The organism is Bacillus sp. HMA207, from assembly GCF_003402455.1.
Taxonomy (GTDB): domain Bacteria; phylum Bacillota; class Bacilli; order Bacillales; family Bacillaceae_G; genus Bacillus_A; species Bacillus_A cereus.
The window spans coordinates 3030668-3055508 of sequence record NZ_BEZT01000001.1 but is presented as its reverse complement, the minus strand read 5'-3'; the positions used below and the strand labels follow the sequence as shown (position 1 = coordinate 3055508).

Sequence of the window (24841 nt, the reverse complement as noted above, 5' to 3'; positions counted from 1 at the left end):
AGAAGTATGACTTTGTAACATAAAAAATATATGTTAAAGGAGGCTGTTTACATGTTTGAGAAAGAGAAAGAAGGGCTTATTGAAGTTCAAAACGTATATGAAATTGCACCAGAAGATGGAACAATCATTGGTATGGCAACGGAAGAAGAAATGGAAATTGCTGCTGAACTAGAGTTACAGTACTATGCCCATTCTCGTTTGTTAGAAGCAAATATTCAGTTAGACGGTTCCTCCTACAAAGAGTTACTTCAGGAGTTCCAGGAGTACGAAAGAAAATCAATGAGCTTTTGGCGAGCGATACATAAACGTTTAGCTGTGCCGTGGGCGTGGGTACTACGTATTGATGTTGCGAATGGCCCTATATATGTAAGTAATGGAAGTTCATATTACGAAGAAATCGATGATGAAGAAGATTATGAATAGATAAGTAAGGAAGCAGCTTTAGTTGCTTCCTTTTTTTATTTGTAAGAAATGAATCGCCTCAATAATAATATCTGGTCGATCATTTTCTATACCGTGACTAGCATGTTTGGCAAGAATATATTGGCTGTTAGTTGAGAGGTGTAATTGTTCGTGAATTAGCTCTTGCCACATTGCTTCAAGTTGTGTTGCTTCCTCTTTTGGCATGCCACCATTAGTAAATTGAGTAATAGAATATTGAGGATCTCTACCGATAACGATTAATGGTATTTCTAATGTTTTACATAGCTCTTTTAGTGAGAGAGCACAGTTTTTCCACGCCGATAGTTCAGAAGCTGTCGCTTTATATAATGAAGGCGAGGTAGAGAATTCAATTTGCTGTTTTGATTGATCGGTGAGAATAGGTTTTAGTTCATTATAAAGTGTGTCTACATCCATTTTGGAATATATATTATATTTGTGAAACCAAACATCATCAGAATCAGTTTGATCAGAAATTGGTAAATGAAGTTCATCTAAACGGTGTAAGTTCATCGAAGTAGAATCAACTAAAATAAGTGCTTGCAGCTTATCTTCATGTAACATCGCAAAATGTTGTGCACATAATCCTCCATAGGAATGACCGATTAGAATAAATGGTTCTTGAATAGCTAGTTTGTTTAGTAACATATGTAGCTCTTTTGTAACTTGCCTTATTGTACGCGGCTGATTGCCTAAATCACTTTTTCCGTAACCTGGGCGATGGTATGAAACAACTGTAAAGTGCTCTGAAAGCTTTTCTATAATAGGAAACCAATCATAAAATGAGCAAGTCATTCCGGTTTCAATGACTACAGTTTGTTTACCATCTCCTTTTATATGTACTTCTATATTTTGCCCCATTATTTCTACAAATTTATGAATGTTAATTCCTCCTAAGCTTGAAATAATTTTTGACAAGCAAAAACGATACACCAAACACCTATACCGAGTAGGACAGATGTACTAAGTGTAAATGAATTTTTTAAACCAATATAGACAATAAATAATAGTAGTGCTGATGCGGGGAATCCATATAATACCCCTAAAGCAAATTGACTCAATTCTTGTTTATTCCCGCCTTCGAATGAAATCCAAAATAGACTAAGTAAACTCACGAGAGGAAGGGCAGCAATAAAGCCACCTATCGTACTGTAATGTTTAGCGACTTCAGTGATAACGCCGATAATAAGTGCCGAAACGATTACTTTAACGAGGAAATGCATATTTTGCCTCCTTCGCTAATAAGGAAAATGCTTTTTCAATTAATTGTTGTTCTTCTTTTGATAACTGTGATTCTAATATTTTTATCTTTTCTTTATCTAGTAAAGTATGTTTTTCTAATACTTCAATTCCTTCAATTGTTAATGTAAGGTTTACCACTCTTTCATCTTTTTTATTTCTCTCTTTAACGATGAAACCCTTTTGAATAAGGCGTTTTATATGTTCAGATGCTGTGTTATGAGAAAGACTAAGCTCAGTAGCGACTTTTCCAATTGTTATATCTTTCTCACGAGAAACGATTTGTAAAATACGAATTGCTTGGTGGGAAAGGTTGTCCTCGTATTCGTATCGTAAGTGATAATAAATGCTCTCCCAATGTTGATTAATGTTGTTCATAATAATAAATCTCCTTTTTATATCGTATAGTAAGATATATTCGTCATTTTAGAAATAAAACCCTTTTATTTGGATAAAAAATGTTGAAAAAGTTTATTTTTATTGAAATATAAGGTAATCTATGTGTAAAGGTATACATTTAGCAAGAGAGAGGATGATAGCTGTGAATACATTCAAATGGATTAGTCATGAACAGATGTATGTAGATGAAATACATGTTGAAAAATGTGGTCCTCTTTCAGTCGGCGTATATGGGGGAAATCAAGAGAGTGATGCATATGAACGAGGAGATGCGGTGCTGGCTTGGTGGGATCCTGAATTACAATTTGAATTTGTTATGATTTTTGATACACATCACAAAACAAAAAATATAGATTATATAATAGAAGCGATTTCGGAAAGAAAAGAAAAACTAAAAGAGTTATTCTCATATCCAATACATTTAGCTTTTCATCATACACATATGTACTTATTAGCGTTATTTACAGATGAGTTATTTATTAAAAAGTGTGATCAAGATGATGAGGAACTCGCTTGCTTAATTTGTTTACGAAAAGGCGAATTTTTATATTGGTTATCAGTTGGTGATTGTTTCGCGTATTTATTCCATTCTGAGAAAACGAAAAATGGAAAAGGACGATTAAATAAACGGAAAAATTACGAATATATTGGCAGGAAAAATATTTTTGCAGCAAATACACCTTGCTTTACGTCAGGTGTAAGAGGATTAGAAAAAGGAATGAATCACATTGTAATGGCAACGGACGGTATTTTAGAGTGTGACAAACGAAGATTTGATGATGATCAATCTTTAGTAGAAATATTACACGACGGAAATAGCTTGCAGATTGAGCCTGTATTAACAAATGTACTGCAGTGGAAAGGTAGAGACTGTGCCACGATTATTGGATGGTCTATTGATACTGATAATAAACAATGTGCTAATTAATATAAAAGGAGTTCAAGGTTTTTATCCTTGAACTCCTTTTTGTTAAGCAATATGGATGTGATATGTTTTTAACCATTCATTTACTTGTAGCATATACTCCATGGCACTTCTTGCTTCAAAATTGTTAATCTCTTTATTACTTTGATCAGCAATTGAAAGTAAGATGGAATGGTTAATAAGTGAGAAAATAGGATTGTTTTTATTGTTACACATATCAAGTGTTAAATTACGGATTGTTTGTAAGTAGAGTGGATCTTGTGAAGTTGGATAAGCGCTTTTTCTTCTATTGCGTACATCGTCAGGTAAAGCTGGTTGTAGTGCTCTACGTAAAATGCCTTTTTCAATATTATCAATACTTTTTATGTTGAAAGGAACATTCCATAAATATTCAACTAATCTATAATCACAAAACGGTACACGAACTTCAAATCCAACAGCCATACTCATGCGATCTTTACGGTCAAGTAAGAAAGGAAGGAATCTTGTTAAAAATAAATAAAACATTTGACGTTGTTTCGCGGATTTTTTACTTTCGCCTTCAAGGGTAGGTACTTCAAGTATCGCCTCTTGGAATCGTGTATCAATATAGTCTTCTAAATTACATTGGTTGCTTACTTCATTTAGTAGAAGAGGAGATGTATTTTTCCAATTTGTTAGCCAAGGAAACTTATCTACATATAGTAGTTCTTCTTGATGAAACCAAGGATATCCACCGAATACTTCATCAGCCGATTCGCCGGATAAAGCTACGGTCGCATCTTTTTTCATTTCGCAAAATAGTAAATATAGTGAAGTTTCCATTTCACCAGCACTCGGTAAATCTTTTGCATGAAGGGGAACGAATAAGTGATTTGCTAATTCTTCAGCATTCACAATAATATCATGATGCGCTGTCCCGACATGTTCAGAAACGCGTTTTACCCAAGGTGCGTCTAAACCAGTGCGAGCAAATGTCAGTTCGAAATCTTTTGCGCTATTTACAAAGTCAACAGAATACGTATGAAGTGTTTTATTTTCAGCAGCAAATTCTTTACCAGCAAGTGCAGTAATACCGCTAGAGTCTAATCCGCCTGATAACATACAAACGAGAGGAACATCGGCAATTAATTGTCTTTTTACTGTATCTTGTAAAATAGATAAAATATGCGAAGATGTATCTTCTATAGAGTCTGTATGGAACTTACTTTCTAAATTCCAATACTTCGTAACTACTTTTTTATGACGTGTAAATGTTATAGAATGTCCAGCACGTACTTCTTGAATATGTTTAAAGACGCCACATCCTGGAGTGCGAAATAAGCCTAATCCAAATATTTCATTTATTCCACCCGCATCAAGTTCAGCAGGGACAGATGGATGCGCTAATAATGCTTTAATTTCAGAGCCGAAAATAATACTGCCATTTCTTTCTGTAAAAAAGAGTGGTTTTACACCTAAATGATCACGCGCTAAAAATAATTGTTGCTTCTGATCATCCCATAAGGCAAAAGCGAAAATTCCGTTTAAATATCGCACGCAGTCTTCTTTCCATTCTAAATAAGCATGTAGTAACACTTCTGTATCTGAATGGGTTTCAAATGCATGCCCACATTTTTGAAGCTGCTCTTTAAGTTCACGGAAATTATAAATTTCTCCATTATAAGTAAGAGCATACGTATAATCACCAGCACGGAATGTCTTCGGCTGTGTACCGCCTTCTGGATCAATTACAATTAAACGCCGGTGTGCAAAGGCCGCATGAGGTGAAAACCAAAATCCTTCAGCATCTGGACCACGATGCTGAATACTATTTGCCATCTTTTTTAAAATAACATGTTGATTTGAAAGGTCTTCCTTCCAATCTACCCAACCTGTAATTCCACACATACACATCTCATCTCCTAAATTAAAATAGTAGATTAACGAAATAAAATGTACACCAAGTTAAAAAATGACTATATAAATAGTGTACTACATGAATTAAATTACAGACTTGAGAAAATTTTCTTTGAACGCATAGTTATATGAGACAATGGCTAAGGGAAAGTATTCCATTACATACAAAAAATAAAAAAGATGAGAGAAAAAATTTTCTCAGACGTTATATAGGGTGTAAAAGCTTTTACAAAACAATAAGGGGAATCGCTACATGAAATCAAATGAGAAAAATTTTATAAAAAGATTACAGCGGCAAAAAGAAGACGCGTTAGAATTTGTTGTCGATACATACTTACCACTCATAAAGGGGATCACGCATAAAGTTCTACTTCCCATTCAAAATGATGGACTCATAGAGGAATGTATAAACGATATATTTCTTTCCATTTGGAATAACGCAAATAAATTTCATGGAGAGCCGAGTGATTTTAAAAAGTGGATTGCAGCGATTGCAAAGTTTAAAGCAATTGATTATTACCGGAAATCTACTAAAACAGTAGAAATCATTTCAGATGAGCTTCATATCAGTACAGAAAAATCAGCAGAAGACGAATTAATCGTTATGGAAGATAGGGAAGAATTATTGAAGCTCATTAATCAATTAGAACCGCTAGATCAAAAGGTGTTCATTATGAAATATTTACTTGGTATGAAGACAGAGGAAATAGGTGACAAGTTAGGATTAACTCGGGCAGCAATTGATAATCGAGTGTACCGGGGGAAAAAGAAACTACAACAAAATGCTACGAATATTAGTTTTGGAGGTAGTGCAATATGAAAGACATTTATGAACTATTAAATGATATTGATATAGACGAAAAAGAACTAGAAGAAATTGAGGCTTCTGAAATTGAAAAGGAAAAAGTAAAACGAAATGTAAAACAATCGATACGTACGAAGAAAAAGATGAAAAGTTGGAAAAAAGGTGTCGCTGCTGCATCTATTTTAGTAGGATTATCAGTTGCAACTCTTGGTATCGGTTTTCCTACATATGCCGGGGGATTGCCAATTGTAGGGGACATATTCCGATTTTTAGATAATGGTAGAACAGGGTTATATGAAAATTATAAAGAGTTTTCGACTGAATTGAATATGACGAGAGAGAGTAATGGGGTTAAGGTTACCATTAATGATGCGGTGTTCGATGGTAGAACAATTACAATCACATATTCTATTGAGAGTGATAAAGATTTAGGGGAGAAGCCAAATATATTTGGGTATCCGCAGGTGATGGGGTTTAATGGCGGGGGAGGAAGCTCTCAAGTAACAAAAGTTGGAGAGAAAAAGTACGTAGGTATGACTACGATGAGTGGGAATAGTAGTAAAAGGTTAGATGTTGCAAATGTTTGGTGGGATATGGAAGAAATTGAGATGGATTATAAAGGTAATTCAATTAAGGGGAATTGGAATTTCGCACTTAGTTTAAAGGCAATGAATAGTAAGGAAATAAAGGTTAATGGGGTTTCTGAAAATGAATTAATAAAAGTAAATATAGACAAAATGGAAGTAAACCCGATGTCCTTTATCGTTTTTTACAATCAGGAAGAATCTAAGGCATTACGAAGTATATGGGATAGCGCTGATGTGGAATTAGAAATAAAAGATGATTTAGGAAATAAATATGCAGGTGAAGGAAATGGCGGAACTAGTACAGTAGCAGAACCGCATAAAAGTAGTTGGAGTGCTACATTCCAAAAACTAAACGAAAATGCAACAAAGCTTATCGTTACACCTCGTGTACACTTGCGAGTTCATACATCTGAAAATCATGGTGGAGTGGAGTATGTGAATGGAAAAGAGAAGAAAATAGAAGTGCCGAAAAAAGAAGCGAAGAGTAAAGATATTGTATTAGATGATATTGTCATTGATTTAAAGAAATAAAAGAGAGACTGCCTAAAATCATTTAGGCAGTCTTTTTTCGTTAAGAACTAGTGACGAGTAGTGCATGCGGATGCTGCGTTTTATATTCATCTTTCCACGGAATGTTTAGTTGTTCCCACGATTCGCCGCTATCATTGGATTGAAAGACGCCATTGTTATTTAACGTGTAGAACGTATGTGGTTCGGCTTCGTTTGTAGCAAACATCGAAATGACTGTACCGATTGCAGATGGTAGTCCTTGTTGTACTTGCTGGAAAGGAGTATCTTTCGTTTTTCGATAAATATAAGATTCATAAGGGATACGATGATGAGCGAGATCAGCACTTGGCGCGGCAGAAACGAGAATCGTATCACAATCAGCTGGATCAATTGCCATGCTGTATAAATAATGATGTTCAAGTCCTTCACTACATGAGATCCAGCTGTTTCCATTGTTATAACTTTCAAGATATGCACGATCAGGTCCGCCCATAAATCCGTCACCACATGATGCATAAAGGCGATTTGGTGCTTCAGGGTGCATAAGCAATTGATGTGCATCGATAGGGGCACCGAATTTTTTATCAATCCATGTATGCCCTTTATCGTTACTTTGAATAACAGCACCAGCTTCGATTGAAACGTGTATTGTATTAGGGTTGTTTGGGGCAACTGTAATCCAGCGTACGTGATGGGTAAAAGGTCTAGGCGGGAAAGCCCACGTATAAGAAGATAATAATGATTTCATATTTTTAAGTTCAGTCCACGTTTCACCACCATTTTCAGAGTGAAATAAAGCGCTCGGTTCTGTGCCGACATAAACGACACCATATCCGTTAACTTGTTCATTTGAGCTTATTGTTATGGAAGTGATAGAGGAGTGCAAAATACCATCTTCTTTAGGGAAATCAAAGTAACGATAAGAATCTCCAATGGGTCTCCATGAATCCCCGCTATCGTCGCTTAACCATAGACCTCGTCCAAATGTTCCGCAATATACACGGTTTGGGCGGAACGGATCAACAGCGATACAGGTAGGTTGCATATTTTGTAAGTGGTAAGTCGTTTCATAGTTATCATATTGTTCTTTCACTACAACAAGTTCACGTTCCATACAGAGAAATAAACGTTTCATTTTAGTAACCTCCTTAAAAATTCTTTCATTAGTAAACAATATGAAAATAAAAAAGAAGTAGTCTTGTTTTTATTTGAGAAAAAGGGATTGTCTAAAAAGTAGCGAAGTGTGTATACAGAGGAAGCGGGCGTTTACAATCAGTCGATTCGGGATAAAGATGGGGAGTTTGTTTCATACTAACATACAGATATTGTACTTAAAGGAGTATAAGTATGGGACATTCGCATGATCATGGTCATTCAAAAAATAAAAAGGCATTACTAATTGCCTTCCTACTAACAACAAGTTTTATGATTGCAGAAGTTGTTGGTGGATTTGTAACAAATAGCTTAGCACTACTATCTGACGCGGGGCATATGCTAAGTGATGCAGTATCTTTAGCTTTAAGTTTACTTGCGTTTAAACTCGGAGAAAAAACAGCAACAACTGCGAAAACATACGGGTATAAGCGGGTCGAAATGTTAGCAGCATTATGTAACGGTGTCGTTCTTATTGTCATTTCGGTATACATTTTTATTGAAGCAATCCGTCGTTTTAAAGAACCAGTTGAGATTGCTAGTAATGGGATGCTCATTATTGCAGTCCTTGGTCTGCTTATTAATATTTTATCAGCTTGGATATTAATGAGAGGCGGAGATGTGAAAGGTAATTTGAATTTAAGAAGTGCTTTCCTGCACGTACTAGGCGATCTATTGGGTTCCGTCGGAGCAATCATTGCTGCGTTACTTATTAAATTTTTCGGATGGACTGCTGCAGATGCGATTGCTAGTATTCTTGTGTCTATTTTAGTCATTATTAGTGGATGGCGTGTAACACGTGATACGGTTCATATATTAATGGAAGGTGCACCACAGCACATAAATGTTGAAGAGGTAAAAAGTACGTTATTAAATATTCCGATTGTCAAAGAAGTTCATGATTTGCACATATGGTCTGTCACATCAGATTTTCAAGTATTAACATGTCATCTTATTATTAAAGGGAATGAAACGCAAAGTGTATTAAAAGAGGCTACGTATGTATTAAAGGAGAAATTTCATGTAGAACATGTCACCATTCAAGTAGAAATAGATGGTGAATTTCATCACGATGAGACAACTTGCAAAGTATGAAAGAAAAAGGATAAGAAAAAGTGTCATAACATTTTTCGCACGGCATACATATATATAATGTGGCCACAAATACTTTGCAAGGTAAATATTTCATGAAATTACTTTACTTATAAAGAGTCATCTTTTATAATCAAAAGTGGTAATTGATAAAGATTATCATTTTCAATGATTGTAGAAAGGAGTTTTTTAAAAGATGAGTAGTCAACTCCGTTTTGCTGTTGAAAATCGTAAGAGGCATTTAATTGATGAGTTAATTGGGGCAGGTGTGTTTAAGATTCGCGACCGACAATTATACGAGCTGTCTTTAGAGGAATTGGAAAAAGAGTACGAAGATATGGAAGATTATGCAAATGTTCAGGCATAGCTATATAGATTAGTAAAAGGAGAGCTGGTTACGATTTTGTGTAACCAGCTCTCCTTTTATTTCGTAGAAATTATTTTTTGTATTTCTTTCATGGGACGGAGCCAGTTTTGGGTCATTATTTGTTCCATTTGTTTTTCGTCCTGCTTCTGTAATGCTTGAATGATAGAGTGATGTTCTTCAATAGATTGACTTGCTGGAACAAAGTTTTGGAAAAACAAATATTCAAGACGTAAAACGTGAAGTTGCATATTTTCTAAAAAGGGTTTAATATATTGGTTTTTAGCAATAGAAGAAATTGTATTGTGGAATTGTATATCTAATTCTAAAGCTTGTTTTGCGTTTTTTTTCTCTATAGAGTGCTGAAAATGATCATTTATTTCAGAAAGTAGTTGAATATCAGCGTCTGTAATGTTTTGAAGAGCTTGCTTTCCTATAATAGAGTGAAGACCAGCCATCGTTTCATAAATGATAGATACGTCGTCTAACTTAATAGGAGCAATTTTTGTTTTTTGCCCTGGTACCATTTCCACTAATCCAGAAAGCTCTAATATTTGAAGTGCTTCTCTTACAGGTGTTCTGCTTACTCCTAGTGCCTCAGCCAATTCCCCATCATTAATTTTTTCATTGGGCTTCAGTACACCTTCAATAATCCAATTTTGTAGTTGATTTAAAACGAGTGATTTTGCTGAAATTCTTCCTGGTTTTTTATAATTTTGAGGGACAGGCATAGTGAATTCAATCCTTTCATTGTATATTTTCCTTTTTTGCATGAACAAGCTTTAATTTTTGTTTCCCTTCATCCGGCTTTTGGCTTAAGATGAGCACCATTACAATGACACAAAAAGCGCCTAATAACTGAAAAGATTGAAATGGCACGTGCAATATAAGTACAGAAGAAATAATAGCTGCGAGTGGTTCTGTGCAACCAAATAATGTTGTTTCTTTCGGAGTCAGGTATCGTATGCTGTCTAAGTATAAATAAAAGGCAATAAGTGTCCCGAAAATGACGACAAATGTGATGAGCGGTAGGGTACTTAGTTTTACATATTTCATAGTTGATAATAAAATGAATTCGTTTGTAGAAATAAAGTGTACAATCGTTACACCAATACCCCCAATAATCATGCCCCATCCAACGATAACGGAGGAAGACCATTTTTCTAACAATTCCTTTGAATATAAACTATAAAAAGCGAGAGATAATCCAGATAAAATACCCCAAATAATAGCTGGTGTAGAAACAGCCAAGTTATGAACAGACCCGTTTGTTAGTAAGAGAAAAGTGCCTACTAATGAAAGGGTAATTGAAATGAAATCAATTTTTGATGGACGAACGTTCCATTTGAAAAGTAAGTATACAGTGATGAATATAGGAGCTAAATATTGTAATAATGTTGCCACGGCAGCATTTCCTTCTTTAATTGAAGCGAAATACGTATACTGTACAGCAAGCATACCGAATAGACCAAACAAAATCATTTTAATAGCATCAGATTTTTGTTTCCAAATGCCAAATATCTCTTTTTTTCTCGTTCCGAATGAGGAAATAATGAGCAAAATAATTCCAGATATAAGTAAACGGATCGTAACTAACCATTCGGTTGAAACATTGTCATATTGAAAAAGTTGTTGTGCAGCTGTACCAGACAAGCCCCATAAACAAGCACCGATTATGACCATTATAATTCCTTTTAATCGATTTGAATCCATATGATCTAAAATTCTCCTTTCTAAAAATACAAATTGAATACAATATGCAATATATCACAGAATGACTCGTTAATAAACTGAAATTTCTAATTTTATTTTTTTTATGTATAGTAAAATATTGTAGAGGAGGGGGAGGATATGTTAGCTGGATTTTTAGTTTGTTTATTTGTTGGGTTACTTATCATTTTTTTAGGGTATCAAATACATGTGAAAAAGAGGTTGTTTTTGTTAGCAGGATATCAAGAAGAAACGTTTGTTGGAGATAAAAATAAATTAGCGAAGCTTTCAGGAGCATTTTCTTATATAGTTGGAGTTGCTACTATAATATTACCGCTTGGCTTAGAAAAAATAGGGGGGTAGTTGGTATCGTATATGCTATATTAATTGTTTTAGGTACAATTGTATTTATAATTAAAGCAAACCTATTAAATAAGAGTGCTATAAAGTAAAAAGGCTTCATTCTACTGAAGCCTTTTATTAATTATTATGAAGTATAAGTAAAAGCCGGGATAGGATCAATAAATGTATTCCAGTTTTGTTTCATTTCTTTCTCTGTTAATAGACAACTATCTAATGATTGTTCAATTAAAGAACGGTTCATATCAATTCCGATAAATACGAGTTCGGTTATTCGATCTCCATATTGTTTATCCCAGTTTTTCAATACTTCTGGTTCTTCTGTAATCATTTGATTTCTTTCAGTTTCAGGTAATGCCGCTATCCACTCACCGGCTCCTTGAATTGTAATAGAGGAACCTGCTTGAGATAGAAGCCCTATCATATTATTACGAGATGCCAGCCAGAAGAATCCTTTCGCTCTTACAACATCTAAAGGCCATTTTTCTAGCCAATTCATAAGGCGCTTGGGATGGAAAGGATATTTGCGGCGGTAAACAAAGGAATTGATACCGTATTCTTCCGTTTCCGGTGTATGATGGTCACTATTTAATTCTTGTATCCAGCCGGCCGATTGACTGGCTTCTTCATAATTAAATAGATTTGTGTTTAAAATTTCTTGTAATGGTACTTTGCTAAACGAAGATTCAAGAACTTTTGCATTAGGATTTAATTTTTTTAGTAAATGATGAAGCTCTATCACATCTTCTTTTTCTAGCAAATCTATCTTATTAAGAATAATTACGTTTGCAAACTCAATTTGATCTATTAATAAATCAATAACTTCCCGGGTATCATTCTCATCAATTGCTTGTTTTCGGTCTAATAAACTTTCTCCATCTGCAAAATCATCCCAAAATCTATTTGCATCTACAACTGTAACCATCGTATCGAGGCGACAATTTTTCGTTAAATCAATGTTAAGAACTTCGTCTGTATAAGTAAACGTTTGAGCAACTGGAATAGGCTCACTTATACCAGAAGATTCAATAATAATATAGTCAATATCACCATTTTCCACAAGACGATTCACTTCTATCATTAAATCTTCTCGTAGTGTACAACAAATACAGCCATTTTGAATTTCTACTAGTTTTTCCTCCGTACGTGAAAAACCACCCTTTTTTATAAGAGATGCATCAATGTTTACTTCGCTCATATCATTAACGATAACAGCTACTTTTAAGTTATTCTTATTAGTCAAAATGTGATGTAGTAAGGTAGTTTTTCCAGATCCTAAAAAACCACTTAATACAGTGATAGGTACTTTTTTCATGAAATGATCTCTCCTTTAAATCGTAATGATTACGTTTTATATTAAACGATGGGAAAAGAAAAATCAATAATAAATCATAATGATTACGATTTAAGAATAGAAATAGACTATAAAATTTGTGCTGTAGTATGAAGCATTTGGACAAGCACATGTTTACATATAAATAAAATGGAGGCGAGAAGCTTGGTCTTTAATAGAGTTTCAAAAGAAGTAGTAGGCATAGCTCTTATCGCTATGTTTCTCTTTTTATTATTTTTTGTAGATTTTACAAGTCTAGTAAATTTGCATAAAAATATGCCGCAGGAATGGTTGAATGTGAATACGGTATTTTTAAGTATCATTTTTGAAGCAATACCTTTTATTTTATTAGGGGTCATTGTTTCTTCATGTATTCAAGTGTTTGTGACGGAAGATATGATTCAAAAAGTAATGCCGAAATCTCCAATTGTTGCAATGATTCCAGCAGTATTTGTGGGAGTTCTTTTTCCAATGTGTGAATGTGTCATTATACCAATTGTAAGAAGGCTCATTCAAAAGGGGTTACCACTTCATGTAGGCATTGTTATTTTAATGAGTGCACCCATTATGAATCCAGTCGTTCTTTTATCTACTGTATATGCGTTTCCAAAAAATGATTACGTTGTATATGCACGCTTTGGGATAACAATTCTAGTTGCTCTATTCATAGGTCTAATTGTGTATTATTGCTATCGCGAAAGAAATGTTTTAAAAGACGTAGAGGTTTCAGTTCAAACAAGCAAAAAAAAGAGTTGGAAAGATGTTATGAATCACACTGTAGATGAGTTTTTTGATACTGGTAAGTATTTATTGATAGGTGCTTTTTTAGCAAGTGTATTTCAAACGTTTTTTGATCGGAATGTACTGGATGTAGTAGCACATAACGAAGTAATTGCTCCCGTTATTATGATGGGATTTGGTTATGTTTTATCAATTTGTTCTGCAGCCGATGCTTTTATAGCCGCATCTTTTGGACATGTTTTCTCGGTAAAGGCACTTCTCGCATTTCTTGTGTTTGGGCCTATGCTTGATATGAAAAATACGTTAATGCTATTTGCGTATTTTCAAAAGAGATTTGTATTCTTTTTGATAGGAATTGTCATTGTATCTGTGTATACCATTCTGCAAATCATAATGTTATAGGAGGTGAGAAAGAATGGAGAAAGAGGAGCAGAAGGCGTATCATCGCTATATACGTGGCATTATTTTAATTGGTTTAGCAATGCTCTTATTTAAACTACTTGTAACAGGGAATATTTATAATTTTATCGCTCCAAAAATGATTAAATTTACGTATATAGCTTTTGTAGTAATTTTAATTTTTGGTATTGTACAAGTTTGGGGAGATGGAAGAGAAAAACAGCATGATTGTAATTGTTGTAAACATCATACAACATCAAAATCAGGGATAAAAAGTTTCTTTGTATATGTTTTATTTGTTGTTCCGATAGTTAGTGCTTTTCTCTTTGGAAGTGTAACAATTGATGGAAGTTTAGCAGGAAAAAGGGGTATGAATCAAAGTGTACAGTCGAGAAGTCTGGAAAGGAATGAAAAAGAGGGGGAACAGGTTAATTTTGATGGGCGAGAAGTATCCGTTGATCCAGAAGAAACATCAAATTTAGCAACGACTTATAAAACGGAAGAGCAAGTAGTAAAAAGTATGTTAGGACAGCGTAAACTACAAGTAAAGGATAAGGACTATGTTCAAACAATGAATGTAATTGGTCAAAATGTTAATTGGTTTAAAGGGAAAGAAATTACATTCTTAGGGTTTATATATAAGGATAAAGATGTGACGGGTAATAAAGTAGTAGTGGCTCGATATGGCATAACTTGTTGTATTGCGGATGCATCAGTCTGGGGGATGATTGTTACCGGGAAAAATATTGAAAAAATTCCAGAAGAAACATGGGTGAAAATAACAGGATTATTAGATGAAACGACATATAAAGGAACAGTCTTTCCACTTGTAAAAGTAAACAAAATCGAGAAAATTAATAAACCAACTGATCCATATGTATATGATGCTTTACCTCAATAGAAAAGAATAAATTCTTCATATTTTCATGAAATAGAATCATAATCATGGCGATAAAAAAATAAAGATAAGAGTAATTTGGTTTGTTAAAAATATGTGCAGAAGGAGTTATGCGATGAACTGGGTTACTCATAAACCATCATTTGAATTTGAAACATTTAGTCCTATTATTCGGTCACAATCTGCTTGGAGTGGACATTTAGATTTTGCATATGACTTAGTACGATTTGAAAAACCAGAAACTTTAGTTGAGTTAGGTACACATTTAGGAGCCTCCTTTTTTAGTTTTTGCCAGGGAGTAAAAGATGGAGGGTTATCGACTAAATGCTTTGCAGTAGATACTTGGGCTGGAGATGGGCATACAGGTCCATATGGAGAAGGGGTTTTTCAAATAGTAGAGAAAGTAGTGAGCGATAACTACCTTAATATAGGAAATTTAATTCGATCTACTTTTGATGATGCTGTAGACCGGTTTCAAGATGAAACGATAAATCTTTTGCATATTGATGGCTATCATACGTATGAAGCTGTTTCTCACGATTATAATACATGGATACCGAAAGTCGCGAAAAACGGTATTGTATTATTTCATGATATTGAAGTTAGAAGTAGTGATTTCGGCGTGTATAAGTTTTGGGATGAGGTAAAAGCGAAGTACCCTCATTTTCAATTTGCGCATTCATATGGACTGGGAGTGTTATTTCCGAAGGGTTGTAGTGATAAGTTTGAGGAAATACTTAAAAATAAAGAAGAAATACAAAATATGTATAAATAAAGGTAGGGCATGCATCATTTTAATGATGTGTGCCCTATTTTTGTGTGGGAAATTATGGTGTTAATTAAAAAGTTAAGATAGTTGTAAAAAGTTTTGTTGCAGCAAATATTAAAAAAGTTAGTATGGGATTGTTCTTTGTAAATAAAGTGAAGCTTTAATACGTTCATGTCAATCCGGGATTTTACAGTAGTTAATTTCTTAACTAATTGCTTTGCACTTACTGAATTTTAAGGCGGAGGTCTTATTGGCCGGAAATATCGGGATAAATAAAAATACAACATTTTTTATATTTTTCATTGCGAAAAACGTAATCTACTTTTACAATAGAAAGGGTTGTGAATATATTATACTGGAAAAATAAATCGAAATAATATGAAAATTTTGTTTTGTCTTCGCTAATTGTATATTACATACATGTAAGACGACATACGTCATGTTATCGACTTGTAAGGAGAGAAAAAAATGAAAAGTGTAAGATTACCATCGATGCTAGAAATCATAGTTCTTTTATTACTATTTCTTGCTGTTGTCTTTTCCTTCCAAACGATTTTTGATCTCCCAATTCAATTAGCGCTATTTATTTCATGGTTTTTAGTAATTGCGCTTGGATTAAGATTAGGATTTCGTTATCAAGAATTGCAAGATGCAATTACGAAAGGGATTTCTAACGGATTAGAAGCAATACTGATTTTAGTTGCAGTAGGTGCTTTAATTGGAACATGGATTGCTGGTGGGGTAGTACCAACATTAATCTATTATGGATTAGAATTTATTCACCCTAGCATATTCCTATTAGCAACATTAATTATTTGTTCTATAACTTCTATCGCAACAGGAACGTCTTGGGGAACAGTGGGAACAGCAGGTATTGCTATGATGGCGATTGGTGAAGGACTTGGTTTACCACTTCCGCTTGTTGCTGGCGCAGTTCTTTCAGGAGCTTATTTCGGCGACAAATTATCACCACTTTCTGATAGCACAGTTCTTGCAGCTTCTATGGCGAAAGTAGATGTTATTGCTCACGTTCGAGCTATGCTCGTATTAGATGTTCCGGCTTATATTATTACTAGTATTATGTTTACTGTAGCTGGTTGGATGTATGGCGGCGATAATGTAGATTTGAATCGAGTAGAATTTTTAAAAGAAGCTTTATTAAAGCAATTTGATATTAAAATATGGATGCTTGTTCCGGCGGTCATTGTTATCGTTCTATTAGCGATGAAGAAACCGTCTATGCCAACAATTGCAATGGGAGCTTTAATTGGTGCAATTTGGGCAACTCTTTTCCAAGGGATGAACTTTGGAGAGGCGATTGGAACAGCTTATAACGGATTCTCAATTCAATCTGGTGTTGAGTTTGTTGACAAGTTATTAAACCGTGGTGGAATTAACGGCATGCTTGGCTCAGTAGCCGTTATTATTTTCGGTTTAGGATTTGGTGGATTACTTGAAAAACTAGGTGTTTTAAAAGTAATCGTATCAAAATTTGAGAAGAAATTAAATTCTGCAGGTAATGTAACATTGTCTACATTAATCGTGGCATTCTTAGCTAATATATTTGGTTGTGCGATGTATGTATCACTAATTTTAACACCAAAAATTATGGAAGATAGCTATGATAAATTAAAAATAGACCGTCGTGTATTAGCGCGTAACTCAGAAGTAGGTGGAACGTTAACTTCAGGTATGGTTCCATGGTCTGATAATGGTATTTTTATGGCTGGTATTTTAGGTGTAGCAACGTTCTCATACGTTCCGTTTATGTGGTTAAGCTTCGTATCGTTAATTTTAGCAGTTATTTACGGATATACAGGCAAATTCATCTGGTATGTAGATGATGCAGATAAAGGAAAGCAAGCATCATAAAATAAAAATCACCTTCTACAATATGTAGAAGGTGATTTTTTTATTTTTTAATAGCATTTGCTAAAGTAATTTCATTCTCATATTTAGCAATTTTTTGTTGTATCTTTTTTAAGTTTTTTTCAGTGTCTTGCATGAGCTGTAAGACATTGGTCTCCTGTTGTTTCATTAATTCTAACCTTTGAAGGATGGTAGATTCTCCTTCCATAGACCAGTCGATAAATTGTTTTATTTTTTGAATTGGCATACTGGTGTTTTTTAAACACAAAATCATTTCTAAATATTTCAGTGCTTCTTCATCAAAAACTCGATCTCCTTTTTCGTTTCTTTGCAGAAAAGGAAACAGTCCTTGTTTATCGTAATAACGTATTTGAGAAATAGTTAAATGTTGCATTTTGGCGACTTGCCCAATTGTATAATACATATCATTCATCCTTTTATTACCAAGGTATAATGCCATCTTTGTTAAGTATTTTACCATTATAGTTTGTTTCACTTAATGCATATTTAATAATAATTTTAGCACTTTCAGTGGTTGTATGGCCACCGGGGGAATTTCCATTAAGATCCGTAGTTGTAAAACCAGGAGTTACCCCAAATACTTCTGGACCGTTAGTGGCAAATTCTTTACTAAAAGCTAATGTTAAAGCATTAATAGCTGTTTTGGAAGAATTATATCCTAGTGTATTAATTGGATGTGTTTCACCATTAGCAAACATTGTTAGTGAGGCCATGTCAGTTGTTACATTTAGTATTTTACTGTTGCTCGAATTCTTTAATAATGGTAAAAAGGCTTGCATCATTTGGAAAGTTCCAAAAAAATTAACTTCAAATCCTTGGCGTAAAGTTTCAATATTTAATTCACTAGGTAGTATATTGAAGTCTAGCGCTATGCCTGCGTTATTAATTAATAAATGTAAGTGGTCAGTCGTTTCGTAAATTTTCTTTGTTGCTTCTTGAATGGATTGTGAATTTGAAATATCTACTTGAATATAGGAAACGTTTGAAACATTTAAAGATTCTACGGCTTGTTGTCCAAGTTGTTCATTGCGAGCACCTAAAAATACGTGATAATCTTTTTCTGCTAATTGACGAACAAGTTCATATCCAATTCCTTTATTTGCACCTGTTATAAAAGCATATTTTTTCATTTTGAATTCCTCCAGTAGTGTTATAGTAGGTTACAATGGAAAGGATACAGCCTAAACTTAAGTTTAGGTCAAGAGGAATTTTTTAAAATAAATATAGAATATCTATATATAAGAGTGAGAATTCTTATCATTTAAGAGAAAGTCTGTTATTATAAGAGATGTAGGTATTATATTTTCAAGGGGATGAAAACATGGAGTACAGAATTGAAAGAGATACATTAGGAGAAATAAAAGTTCCAGCTGATAAATTATGGGCAGCACAAACACAACGTAGTAAAGAAAACTTTCCAATTGGAACAGAGCAAATGCCGCTTGAAATTGTAAAAACATTTGCAATTTTAAAGAAGAGTGCAGCACTTACCAATCAAAAATTAGGAAAGCTATCAGAAGAAAAAGCAGAAGCAATTGTTGCAGCAGCTGACGAAGTCATTGCAGGGAAATGGAATGAACATTTTCCGCTTGTCGTATGGCAAACAGGTAGTGGTACGCAGTCAAATATGAATGTGAATGAAGTAATTGCAAATCGTGGGAATCACATTTTGAAAGAGAAGGGATCTGAGGTACATATTCATCCGAATGATGATGTGAACATGTCACAAAGTTCAAATGATACATTTCCAACGGCGCTTCATGTAGCTTGTGTAATCGCAGTAGAAAATCACGTATTACCAGCAATTACGAAATTAAAAGAAACTTTAGCAGAAAAAGTAACTGCATTTGAACATATTATAAAAATTGGTCGTACACATTTACAAGATGCAACGCCGTTAACTTTAGGGCAAGAAATTAGCGGATGGCACCGTATGCTTGAAAAAACAGAGCGTATGATTGCAGAGAGTAATACATATATGAAAGAGTTAGCAATTGGTGGAACTGCGGTTGGAACAGGTATCAATGCTCATCCTAAATTTGGTGAGATGGTATCAGAGGAAATTAGTCAATTTACAGGTAAACAATTTGTTTCTGCACCAAATAAGTTCCATGCATTAACGAGCCATGATGAAGTTGTATATACTCACGGTGCATTAAAAGCATTAGCTGCGGATTTAATGAAAATCGCTAACGATGTACGTTGGCTTGCAAGTGGTCCACGTAGTGGTCTTGGAGAAATTATTATTCCAGCAAATGAACCGGGAAGCTCTATTATGCCAGGGAAAGTAAATCCAACGCAAAGTGAAGCATTAACGATGGTTGTAGCGCAAGTGATGGGGAATGATGCAACAATCGGATTTGCTGCGAGCCAAGGTAACTTTGAGTTAAATGTATTTAAACCTGTTATTGCCTATAACTTCTTACAATCAGCTCACTTATTAGCGGATGCAATTGTTTCGTTTAATGACAATTGTGCAGTTGGTATTGAAGCAGATGAAGAAGTAATTAATGAAAATGTGAATCGTTCACTAATGCTTGTAACAGCGCTAAACCCACATATCGGATATGAAAATGCAGCGAAAATTGCGAAGCATGCTCATAAAGAAGGGTTAACTTTAAAAGAAGCAGCATTGCAATCTGGGCTACTAACAGAAGAGCAATTTGATGAAATTGTAGATCCAAAGAAAATGATTGCTCCAAAAGAGTAATAGAGAAAGCCAAGGTTCTTAGTATAGAATCTTGGCTTTTTTGATGTTCATTTTTATGTTTCATCTACTTGCAATACTACAAGCTTCAAAATATATTATTTGTTAGCAGGCGTATTCATTACTTTCATCTGTGGGCAGTTCTCTTTTAAGAGTGAAATGAATTTTTCTTCTTCTAGTGGTACGAAAGTGGTCACTGAGTCAAATAAATTGTAATGGATTTCTAATTGTTGTCTAGTCCATTTTTTTGAATGAAGTTTTTTACCAGAGTATTTAACGTGACGAATATCTTCAAATGGAATTTCAGTATGAAAAATGAAACCGTGTTTTACAACAAGAGATGATTCCGTTATGTTGTAGTGAGAGAAATAGAATGAAGAAAGATTCACGATGTTTAATAGCATCATGAGGGTGAAAAAAATAGAATTTTCATTTTGGAAGAATAGCGAAATGAAAAAAATAATTATAAATAATGTAATAAAAATGACGTGGAATGGATTTTTTTTCGCTTTAAACTTCAAGTTAGTCACCTCAGTATACTTGTCCTTTAACTAAATTAAATCATAACATTGTGATAAAACGTATGAATATGCAGAATTGCATATTCATACATTTTATTATTCATGTAAAATTTCTTGATGGGATAAATTCAAAAGAAGTTTTGTAATAGTGGAGTGGCATAAAGTGACTTACAAGAATAGAAAGATAGCGTTAGTCATAATTAGTTGTATGATGATTATGAGTAGTTGTGCTAATAAATTTGTTGAAGATAGAAATCGAAAGCATACATTTGTACAAGCAAGTAAGGTTTTAGTAGAGACTGTAAATAGAATATATAAAGTGAAACGTTAATCAGTGGGAGGCTTACTGCCCGGTAAATAGCGGGATAAAAAGTAAAAGGTGTTTTCTTATACGGAAACATCTTTTTTGTAGTTAAAATTGAATACTGAAGTTTTGGAATGAGTGAATACCGGTTTCATATTCACTAATCGCATATGTATTCTGTGCAATTTACTTAACGGTAAACCATAGGTCTTGAAGAATATTCATGTTCTATTTTACATCCTATAAAATGAATTTGTATAAACATATTCGCTTTTCGTTGTATTAAATCCTTTCGATAGATGTTTTTATAAAAGTTTATAAAATGGGCAAACGAAACGTTGAAATGTTTGTTTGTGTTGTGATAAGATGATGAAGTAATAATAAACGATATAGTGATTTGTTTGGTTTTTAAATAAACATTTTGAAGGAGTGTTTAGTGTGAGCGATATTTCAGAGAAGTTTTGGGATGCGTCAATAGAGGAATTAAAGAAAGGGTATGTGTTTGATGAAGAAAAAGAGGGGTACATTTGCTTAGCTTGTGGTGAAACATTTATTAAAGGTGTTATTTATCAAGATAATCAAGTTTTGTATGAAGCAGAGAAGTTCGTCCAATTGCATATTCAAAATGAGCATACGTCTATGTTTGATTATTTGCTAAATATGGATAAGAAATTTACTGGATTAACGGATTTACAAAAGAAAATGGTTCAGTTTTTCTATACGGGACTGAATGATAAAGAAATTGTAAAAGAGTTGGATGGCGGGAGTACATCAACAATTCGTAATCATCGATTTACACTGCGAGAGAAAATGAAGCAAGCAAAAGTATTTTTAGCGCTAATGGAATTATCAGAAGAAAAATCAAAAGTACAAACGAAATTTGTGCCAATTCATAGAACAGCAACGATGGTGGATGATCGATACAATATTACGGAAGAAGAAAATAATGAAGTATTAAAAGCTCATTTTCCAGAAGGATTGGATGGACCTCTCTCTAAATTTCCGAAGAAACAAAAGCGTAAATTAATTATATTGCGCCATTTAGTGAAGAAGTTTGATAGTAATAAAAAGTATACTGAAAAAGAAGTAAATACAGTGATAGAAAATGTATACCCTGATTTTGTAACTTTAAGAAGGTATTTAATCGAATATGGATTTTTAGATAGAACAGCTGATGGAAGTCAATATTGGGTGAAGTTATAATCATACGAAAAGAAAATGAATAGAAGCACAGTATTATAACAACTATACAAAGAGATAGAGATTGAAAATAGATTTTTAATAAAAGGAGAAATGACATTTGAAACCACCTGCAGATAACAATAAAGAAGGTGCGGAGTCACATAAGTTGGAAAGTGAGAGTAAACCGATTTGGAAATCGATGTCGATGTTTTTAGTACCGTTATTATTAAGTAATGTACTACAATCGGTTGGACAATTATTTGGTATGGTAGTAGTAGGAAGATGGCTTGGAGTTAATGATTTAGCGGCTATATCAGCATTCTTCCCATTATTTTTCTTGCTCGTTTCATTTGTAATTGGTATCGGTTCAGGAAGCTCTATTTTAATTGGTCAGGCGTTTGGTGCTAAAAACGAAGATCGTTTAAAAGCTATCGTTGGTACGACGTTGACGTTTACCTTTATTATTGGAGTTGTGTTGGCGATAATAGGCAGTATTTTTGCGATGGATATTATGCGTCTAATGGGAACGCCAGAAAATATTATTGAAATAAGTGTACATTATGCACGGATTTTATTTATATCGATGCCAGTATTATTTTTATATTTCGCATATACAACATTTATGAGAGGTACAGGAGATTCTAAAACGCCATTTTACTTTTTAATTGTAAGTACAGCGCTAAATATGATCTTATTACCGATTCTTATTTTTGGATGGTTAGGAGCTCCGAAATTAGATGTGTATGGAGCGGCCTATGCATCTGTTATATCTACAGTTATTACGTTTATTGTCATGCTTGTGTATTTAAAGAAGAAAAATCACCCATTACAACTAGATGGAACGGTTAGAAAATACCTTCGAATGGATGGGGAGTTATTAAAGCTATTACTAAGGCTCGGTATTCCAGCGAGTATTAATATGATATTAGTTTCATTATCTGAAATTGCCGTAATCGCATTTGTAAATCGTTACGGTTCGGATGCAACAGCTGCTTACGGCGTTGTGAATCAAGTTGCAAGTTATGTACAAATGCCAGCAGTTAGCCTTGGTATTACAGTTTCCATTTTTGCGGCACAATCGATTGGTGCGAATCAATTTGATCGATTACAGAAAGTTGTGAAGGCCGGAATTATTATGAACTACGTCATCGGTGGTGTGTTAATATCTCTTATTTACGTATTCTCAAGAGACATTTTATCACTATTTTTAACGAGTCAAACTACTATTGAAATTGCTCATAGCTTAGTTATGATTACATTATGGAGTTATTTAATTTTCGGTCATGCACAAATTATTAGTGCGACAATGCGAGCGAGCGGTACAGTACTTTGGCCAACTGTTATTGGAGTTGTTTCAATTTGGCTTGTAGAAGTACCCGTAGCATATTATCTTTCTTACCATACAAGTCTTGGAATAGAAGGCATTTGGATCGGGTATCCAGCAGCATTTATTGTCAGCTTAATATTACAGTATGCATATTATAAGCTTTCATGGCAAAAGAAACGAATTACACGATTAGTTAGTTAAATAGAAAAATGTCCCTAAGTTATTAGACTTAGGGACATTTTTTCGTAAGTTCAGGTTTATAAATAGCTTTTTAAAGTTATATCAAAATGTTGTCTAATGAGTGTTTTATCACTCATATAAAACTCCCATGCTTTTTCCGATTCACCGATAATCTCAAAGGATTCCTCTGTAATATATAAAGCGCAATTATCCTCCAGTGCAATTCCTTCTATATTCCCTTGATGATTTTGTAAAAAGGAATGGAAGGCGTTCATTCTGTTTAATTGATTATAATGTGGACAGAATCTTTTATTAACAATTCCCCAACCGTTACTCTCTATATAACCAGAACCCTCATAATCTGATCGGATACTAGACGTGAACCAACACATAGCACCAGCGCTATAACCAGCAATAAGTGTTCCTTGTTGCAGAGCCAATAATAATTTTTCATCGAGTCTATGTTCTTTCCATTGCGTAAGCATGTGAATATAGTTCCCGCCACCTAGATAAATTAAATCGGCTGAATGAATCATCTCGTCTATTTCATACTTAGAAGGTGAATCTGTTGTAATGCGTAAAATTTGTACTTCACAATGTAATTGTTTTTCAAACGTGTCTAAAAATAATTTTATATAGCTTTCATCATCATGACTAGCCGTTGGAATAAACAATATTTTTGGGTACTGTTTATTTGTTAATTCTATAAGGCGTTCATTAATAGGCAAGTGATTTGAATCTTGTAAATCACCGCCACCAATGACAGCTAATTTCATAGTAAAGCACCACCTAATTATTTTTGTTATATAAAAATTCGATAGAAGAGAGTTACATTCCTTCCGTAATGTAATCAATAATTAGAAAATGTAGCTTAAGTATATCGGAATAGTAAAGAAACTACTGACTATATATACCAATGCATTAGAAACCATACATTGATATATAATATTTCATACTAATGTTTCAAAATATGGAAAAAATATGTTTAAATAGATATAATGACGCATTGATTCATATTGAATTTATACTTATATTTTAAAAGGGTATCGGAAATAATAGCGATTTTTTAAAACAGTTTTTACTTTTAATAGGAAGTTGTATTACAATATGTTAAAATTATTTCAATAT

General features: G+C 33.8%; 26 protein-coding genes and 1 pseudogene. 15 read left to right on the top strand and 12 right to left on the bottom strand.

Annotated features, from left to right (window positions below; translation table 11 throughout):
• The first annotated feature begins 51 nt into the window (after window positions 1-51).
• Window positions 52-423: a hypothetical protein gene (locus tag HMAS_RS15700; RefSeq protein ID WP_000461779.1), complete on the top strand. Its 372-nt coding sequence runs from the start codon at window positions 52-54 to the stop codon at window positions 421-423.
• Between the two features lie 18 nt (window positions 424-441).
• On the opposite strand, the gene HMAS_RS15695 is transcribed toward HMAS_RS15700, so the two are convergent.
• From HMAS_RS15695 to HMAS_RS15685, 3 genes are read right to left on the bottom strand one after another with little or no spacing between them, the layout of a single operon-like run.
• A complete protein-coding gene (locus tag HMAS_RS15695; RefSeq protein ID WP_116344917.1) occupies window positions 442-1374 on the bottom strand; it encodes an alpha/beta fold hydrolase in 933 nt (310 codons plus the stop codon).
• Window positions 1335-1664: a DUF3147 family protein gene (locus HMAS_RS15690; RefSeq protein ID WP_000545640.1), complete on the bottom strand. Its 330-nt coding sequence runs from the start codon at window positions 1662-1664 to the stop codon at window positions 1335-1337. The genes HMAS_RS15695 and HMAS_RS15690 overlap by 40 nt, the downstream gene beginning before the upstream one ends.
• Window positions 1648-2058 carry a MarR family winged helix-turn-helix transcriptional regulator gene (locus HMAS_RS15685; RefSeq protein ID WP_001059785.1) on the bottom strand — a complete coding sequence of 137 codons (411 nt, stop codon included), beginning with the start codon at window positions 2056-2058 and terminating at the stop codon, window positions 1648-1650. Before HMAS_RS15685 ends, HMAS_RS15690 begins: the two co-directional genes overlap by 17 nt.
• Window positions 2059-2179: 121 nt before the next feature.
• Between HMAS_RS15685 and HMAS_RS15680 the strand changes: the two genes are divergently transcribed.
• Entirely contained in the window at window positions 2180-3007 is an 828-nt protein-coding gene (locus HMAS_RS15680) for a protein phosphatase 2C domain-containing protein (protein ID WP_002040904.1), read from the top strand.
• Window positions 3008-3049: 42 nt separating this feature from the next.
• Here HMAS_RS15680 and asnB read toward each other — a convergent pair whose 3' ends face one another.
• The gene (gene asnB / locus HMAS_RS15675; RefSeq protein WP_048534373.1) at window positions 3050-4873 is read right to left on the bottom strand and encodes an asparagine synthase (glutamine-hydrolyzing); all 1824 of its coding nucleotides are present in this window, start codon (window positions 4871-4873) and stop codon (window positions 3050-3052) included.
• Between the two features lie 262 nt (window positions 4874-5135).
• Between asnB and HMAS_RS15670 the strand changes: the two genes are divergently transcribed.
• Window positions 5136-5702, top strand: a complete 567-nt coding sequence (locus tag HMAS_RS15670; RefSeq protein WP_048534371.1) for a sigma-70 family RNA polymerase sigma factor — start codon at window positions 5136-5138, stop codon at window positions 5700-5702.
• Entirely contained in the window at window positions 5699-6805 is a 1107-nt protein-coding gene (locus HMAS_RS15665; protein ID WP_116344916.1) for a DUF4179 domain-containing protein, read from the top strand. The genes HMAS_RS15670 and HMAS_RS15665 overlap by 4 nt, the downstream gene beginning before the upstream one ends.
• 40 nt (window positions 6806-6845) lie before the next feature.
• Here the strand turns inward: HMAS_RS15665 and HMAS_RS15660 are convergent, their stop codons facing one another.
• Window positions 6846-7919 (bottom strand): WD40/YVTN/BNR-like repeat-containing protein, encoded by a 1074-nt coding sequence (locus tag HMAS_RS15660; protein ID WP_116344915.1) that lies wholly within the window; start codon window positions 7917-7919, stop codon window positions 6846-6848.
• Window positions 7920-8131: 212 nt separating this feature from the next.
• On the opposite strand from HMAS_RS15660, the gene HMAS_RS15655 reads away from it, so the two are divergent.
• Complete coding sequence (locus tag HMAS_RS15655; protein ID WP_000510034.1) at window positions 8132-9031, top strand: cation diffusion facilitator family transporter; 900 nt, start codon at window positions 8132-8134, stop codon at window positions 9029-9031.
• A 193-nt stretch (window positions 9032-9224) separates the two neighbouring features.
• Window positions 9225-9395, top strand: a complete 171-nt coding sequence (gene fbpA, locus HMAS_RS15650; protein WP_000098303.1) for a Fur-regulated basic protein FbpA — start codon at window positions 9225-9227, stop codon at window positions 9393-9395.
• 56 nt (window positions 9396-9451) lie between these two features.
• On the opposite strand, the gene HMAS_RS15645 is transcribed toward fbpA, so the two are convergent.
• Complete coding sequence (locus HMAS_RS15645) at window positions 9452-10123, bottom strand: GntR family transcriptional regulator (protein WP_116344995.1); 672 nt, start codon at window positions 10121-10123, stop codon at window positions 9452-9454.
• 16 nt (window positions 10124-10139) lie between these two features.
• The gene (locus tag HMAS_RS15640; protein WP_000378080.1) at window positions 10140-11105 is read right to left on the bottom strand and encodes a DMT family transporter; all 966 of its coding nucleotides are present in this window, start codon (window positions 11103-11105) and stop codon (window positions 10140-10142) included.
• Window positions 11106-11243: 138 nt separating this feature from the next.
• On the opposite strand from HMAS_RS15640, the pseudogene HMAS_RS15635 reads away from it, so the two are divergent.
• Window positions 11244-11554: pseudogene (locus tag HMAS_RS15635) on the top strand (DUF3784 domain-containing protein).
• Window positions 11555-11589: 35 nt separating this feature from the next.
• Here HMAS_RS15635 and HMAS_RS15630 read toward each other — a convergent pair.
• Window positions 11590-12777 (bottom strand): GTP-binding protein, encoded by a 1188-nt coding sequence (locus HMAS_RS15630; protein ID WP_006923257.1) that lies wholly within the window; start codon window positions 12775-12777, stop codon window positions 11590-11592.
• Window positions 12778-12945: 168 nt separating this feature from the next.
• Between HMAS_RS15630 and HMAS_RS15620 the strand changes: the two genes are divergently transcribed.
• The 4 genes from HMAS_RS15620 to nhaC all read left to right on the top strand — a co-directional run bounded on the left by HMAS_RS15620 (window position 12946) and on the right by nhaC (window position 17474).
• Window positions 12946-13938 (top strand): permease, encoded by a 993-nt coding sequence (locus HMAS_RS15620; protein ID WP_002023790.1) that lies wholly within the window; start codon window positions 12946-12948, stop codon window positions 13936-13938.
• A 13-nt stretch (window positions 13939-13951) separates the two neighbouring features.
• Window positions 13952-14836, top strand: coding sequence for a TIGR03943 family putative permease subunit (locus tag HMAS_RS15615; protein WP_000409935.1), 885 nt, complete (start codon window positions 13952-13954; stop codon window positions 14834-14836).
• 112 nt (window positions 14837-14948) lie between these two features.
• The gene (locus HMAS_RS15610; protein ID WP_001104667.1) at window positions 14949-15608 is read left to right on the top strand and encodes a class I SAM-dependent methyltransferase; all 660 of its coding nucleotides are present in this window, start codon (window positions 14949-14951) and stop codon (window positions 15606-15608) included.
• A gap of 462 nt (window positions 15609-16070) precedes the next feature.
• Window positions 16071-17474 (top strand): Na+/H+ antiporter NhaC, encoded by a 1404-nt coding sequence (nhaC, locus tag HMAS_RS15605; RefSeq protein WP_000843992.1) that lies wholly within the window; start codon window positions 16071-16073, stop codon window positions 17472-17474.
• Window positions 17475-17514: 40 nt separating this feature from the next.
• Here nhaC and HMAS_RS15600 read toward each other — a convergent pair whose 3' ends face one another.
• Window positions 17515-17895 carry a MerR family transcriptional regulator gene (locus tag HMAS_RS15600; protein WP_016122254.1) on the bottom strand — a complete coding sequence of 127 codons (381 nt, stop codon included), beginning with the start codon at window positions 17893-17895 and terminating at the stop codon, window positions 17515-17517.
• A 16-nt stretch (window positions 17896-17911) separates the two neighbouring features.
• On the bottom strand, window positions 17912-18622 hold the full coding sequence (locus tag HMAS_RS15595) for an SDR family NAD(P)-dependent oxidoreductase (RefSeq protein ID WP_006923251.1): 711 nt from the start codon (window positions 18620-18622) through the stop codon (window positions 17912-17914).
• Window positions 18623-18813: 191 nt separating this feature from the next.
• Here HMAS_RS15595 and fumC point away from each other — a divergent pair, with 191 nt between their 5' ends.
• On the top strand, window positions 18814-20202 hold the full coding sequence (fumC, locus tag HMAS_RS15590; protein WP_116344914.1) for a class II fumarate hydratase: 1389 nt from the start codon (window positions 18814-18816) through the stop codon (window positions 20200-20202).
• 95 nt (window positions 20203-20297) lie between these two features.
• On the opposite strand, the gene HMAS_RS15585 is transcribed toward fumC, so the two are convergent.
• Window positions 20298-20720, bottom strand: coding sequence for a PH domain-containing protein (locus HMAS_RS15585; protein WP_000669066.1), 423 nt, complete (start codon window positions 20718-20720; stop codon window positions 20298-20300).
• A 163-nt stretch (window positions 20721-20883) separates the two neighbouring features.
• Here HMAS_RS15585 and HMAS_RS27700 point away from each other — a divergent pair, with 163 nt between their 5' ends.
• The 3 genes from HMAS_RS27700 (at window position 20884) to HMAS_RS15575 (ending at window position 23734) form a co-directional block, all read left to right on the top strand.
• Window positions 20884-21051, top strand: a complete 168-nt coding sequence (locus HMAS_RS27700; RefSeq protein ID WP_000221433.1) for a hypothetical protein — start codon at window positions 20884-20886, stop codon at window positions 21049-21051.
• A 411-nt stretch (window positions 21052-21462) separates the two neighbouring features.
• Window positions 21463-22227 carry a DUF2087 domain-containing protein gene (locus tag HMAS_RS15580; protein ID WP_001280279.1) on the top strand — a complete coding sequence of 255 codons (765 nt, stop codon included), beginning with the start codon at window positions 21463-21465 and terminating at the stop codon, window positions 22225-22227.
• A gap of 97 nt (window positions 22228-22324) precedes the next feature.
• A complete protein-coding gene (locus tag HMAS_RS15575; protein ID WP_000804124.1) occupies window positions 22325-23734 on the top strand; it encodes an MATE family efflux transporter in 1410 nt (469 codons plus the stop codon).
• A 56-nt stretch (window positions 23735-23790) separates the two neighbouring features.
• Here HMAS_RS15575 and HMAS_RS15570 read toward each other — a convergent pair whose 3' ends face one another.
• Complete coding sequence (locus HMAS_RS15570; RefSeq protein WP_000762111.1) at window positions 23791-24489, bottom strand: peptidase E; 699 nt, start codon at window positions 24487-24489, stop codon at window positions 23791-23793.
• Between the last annotated feature and the right edge of the window lie 352 nt (window positions 24490-24841).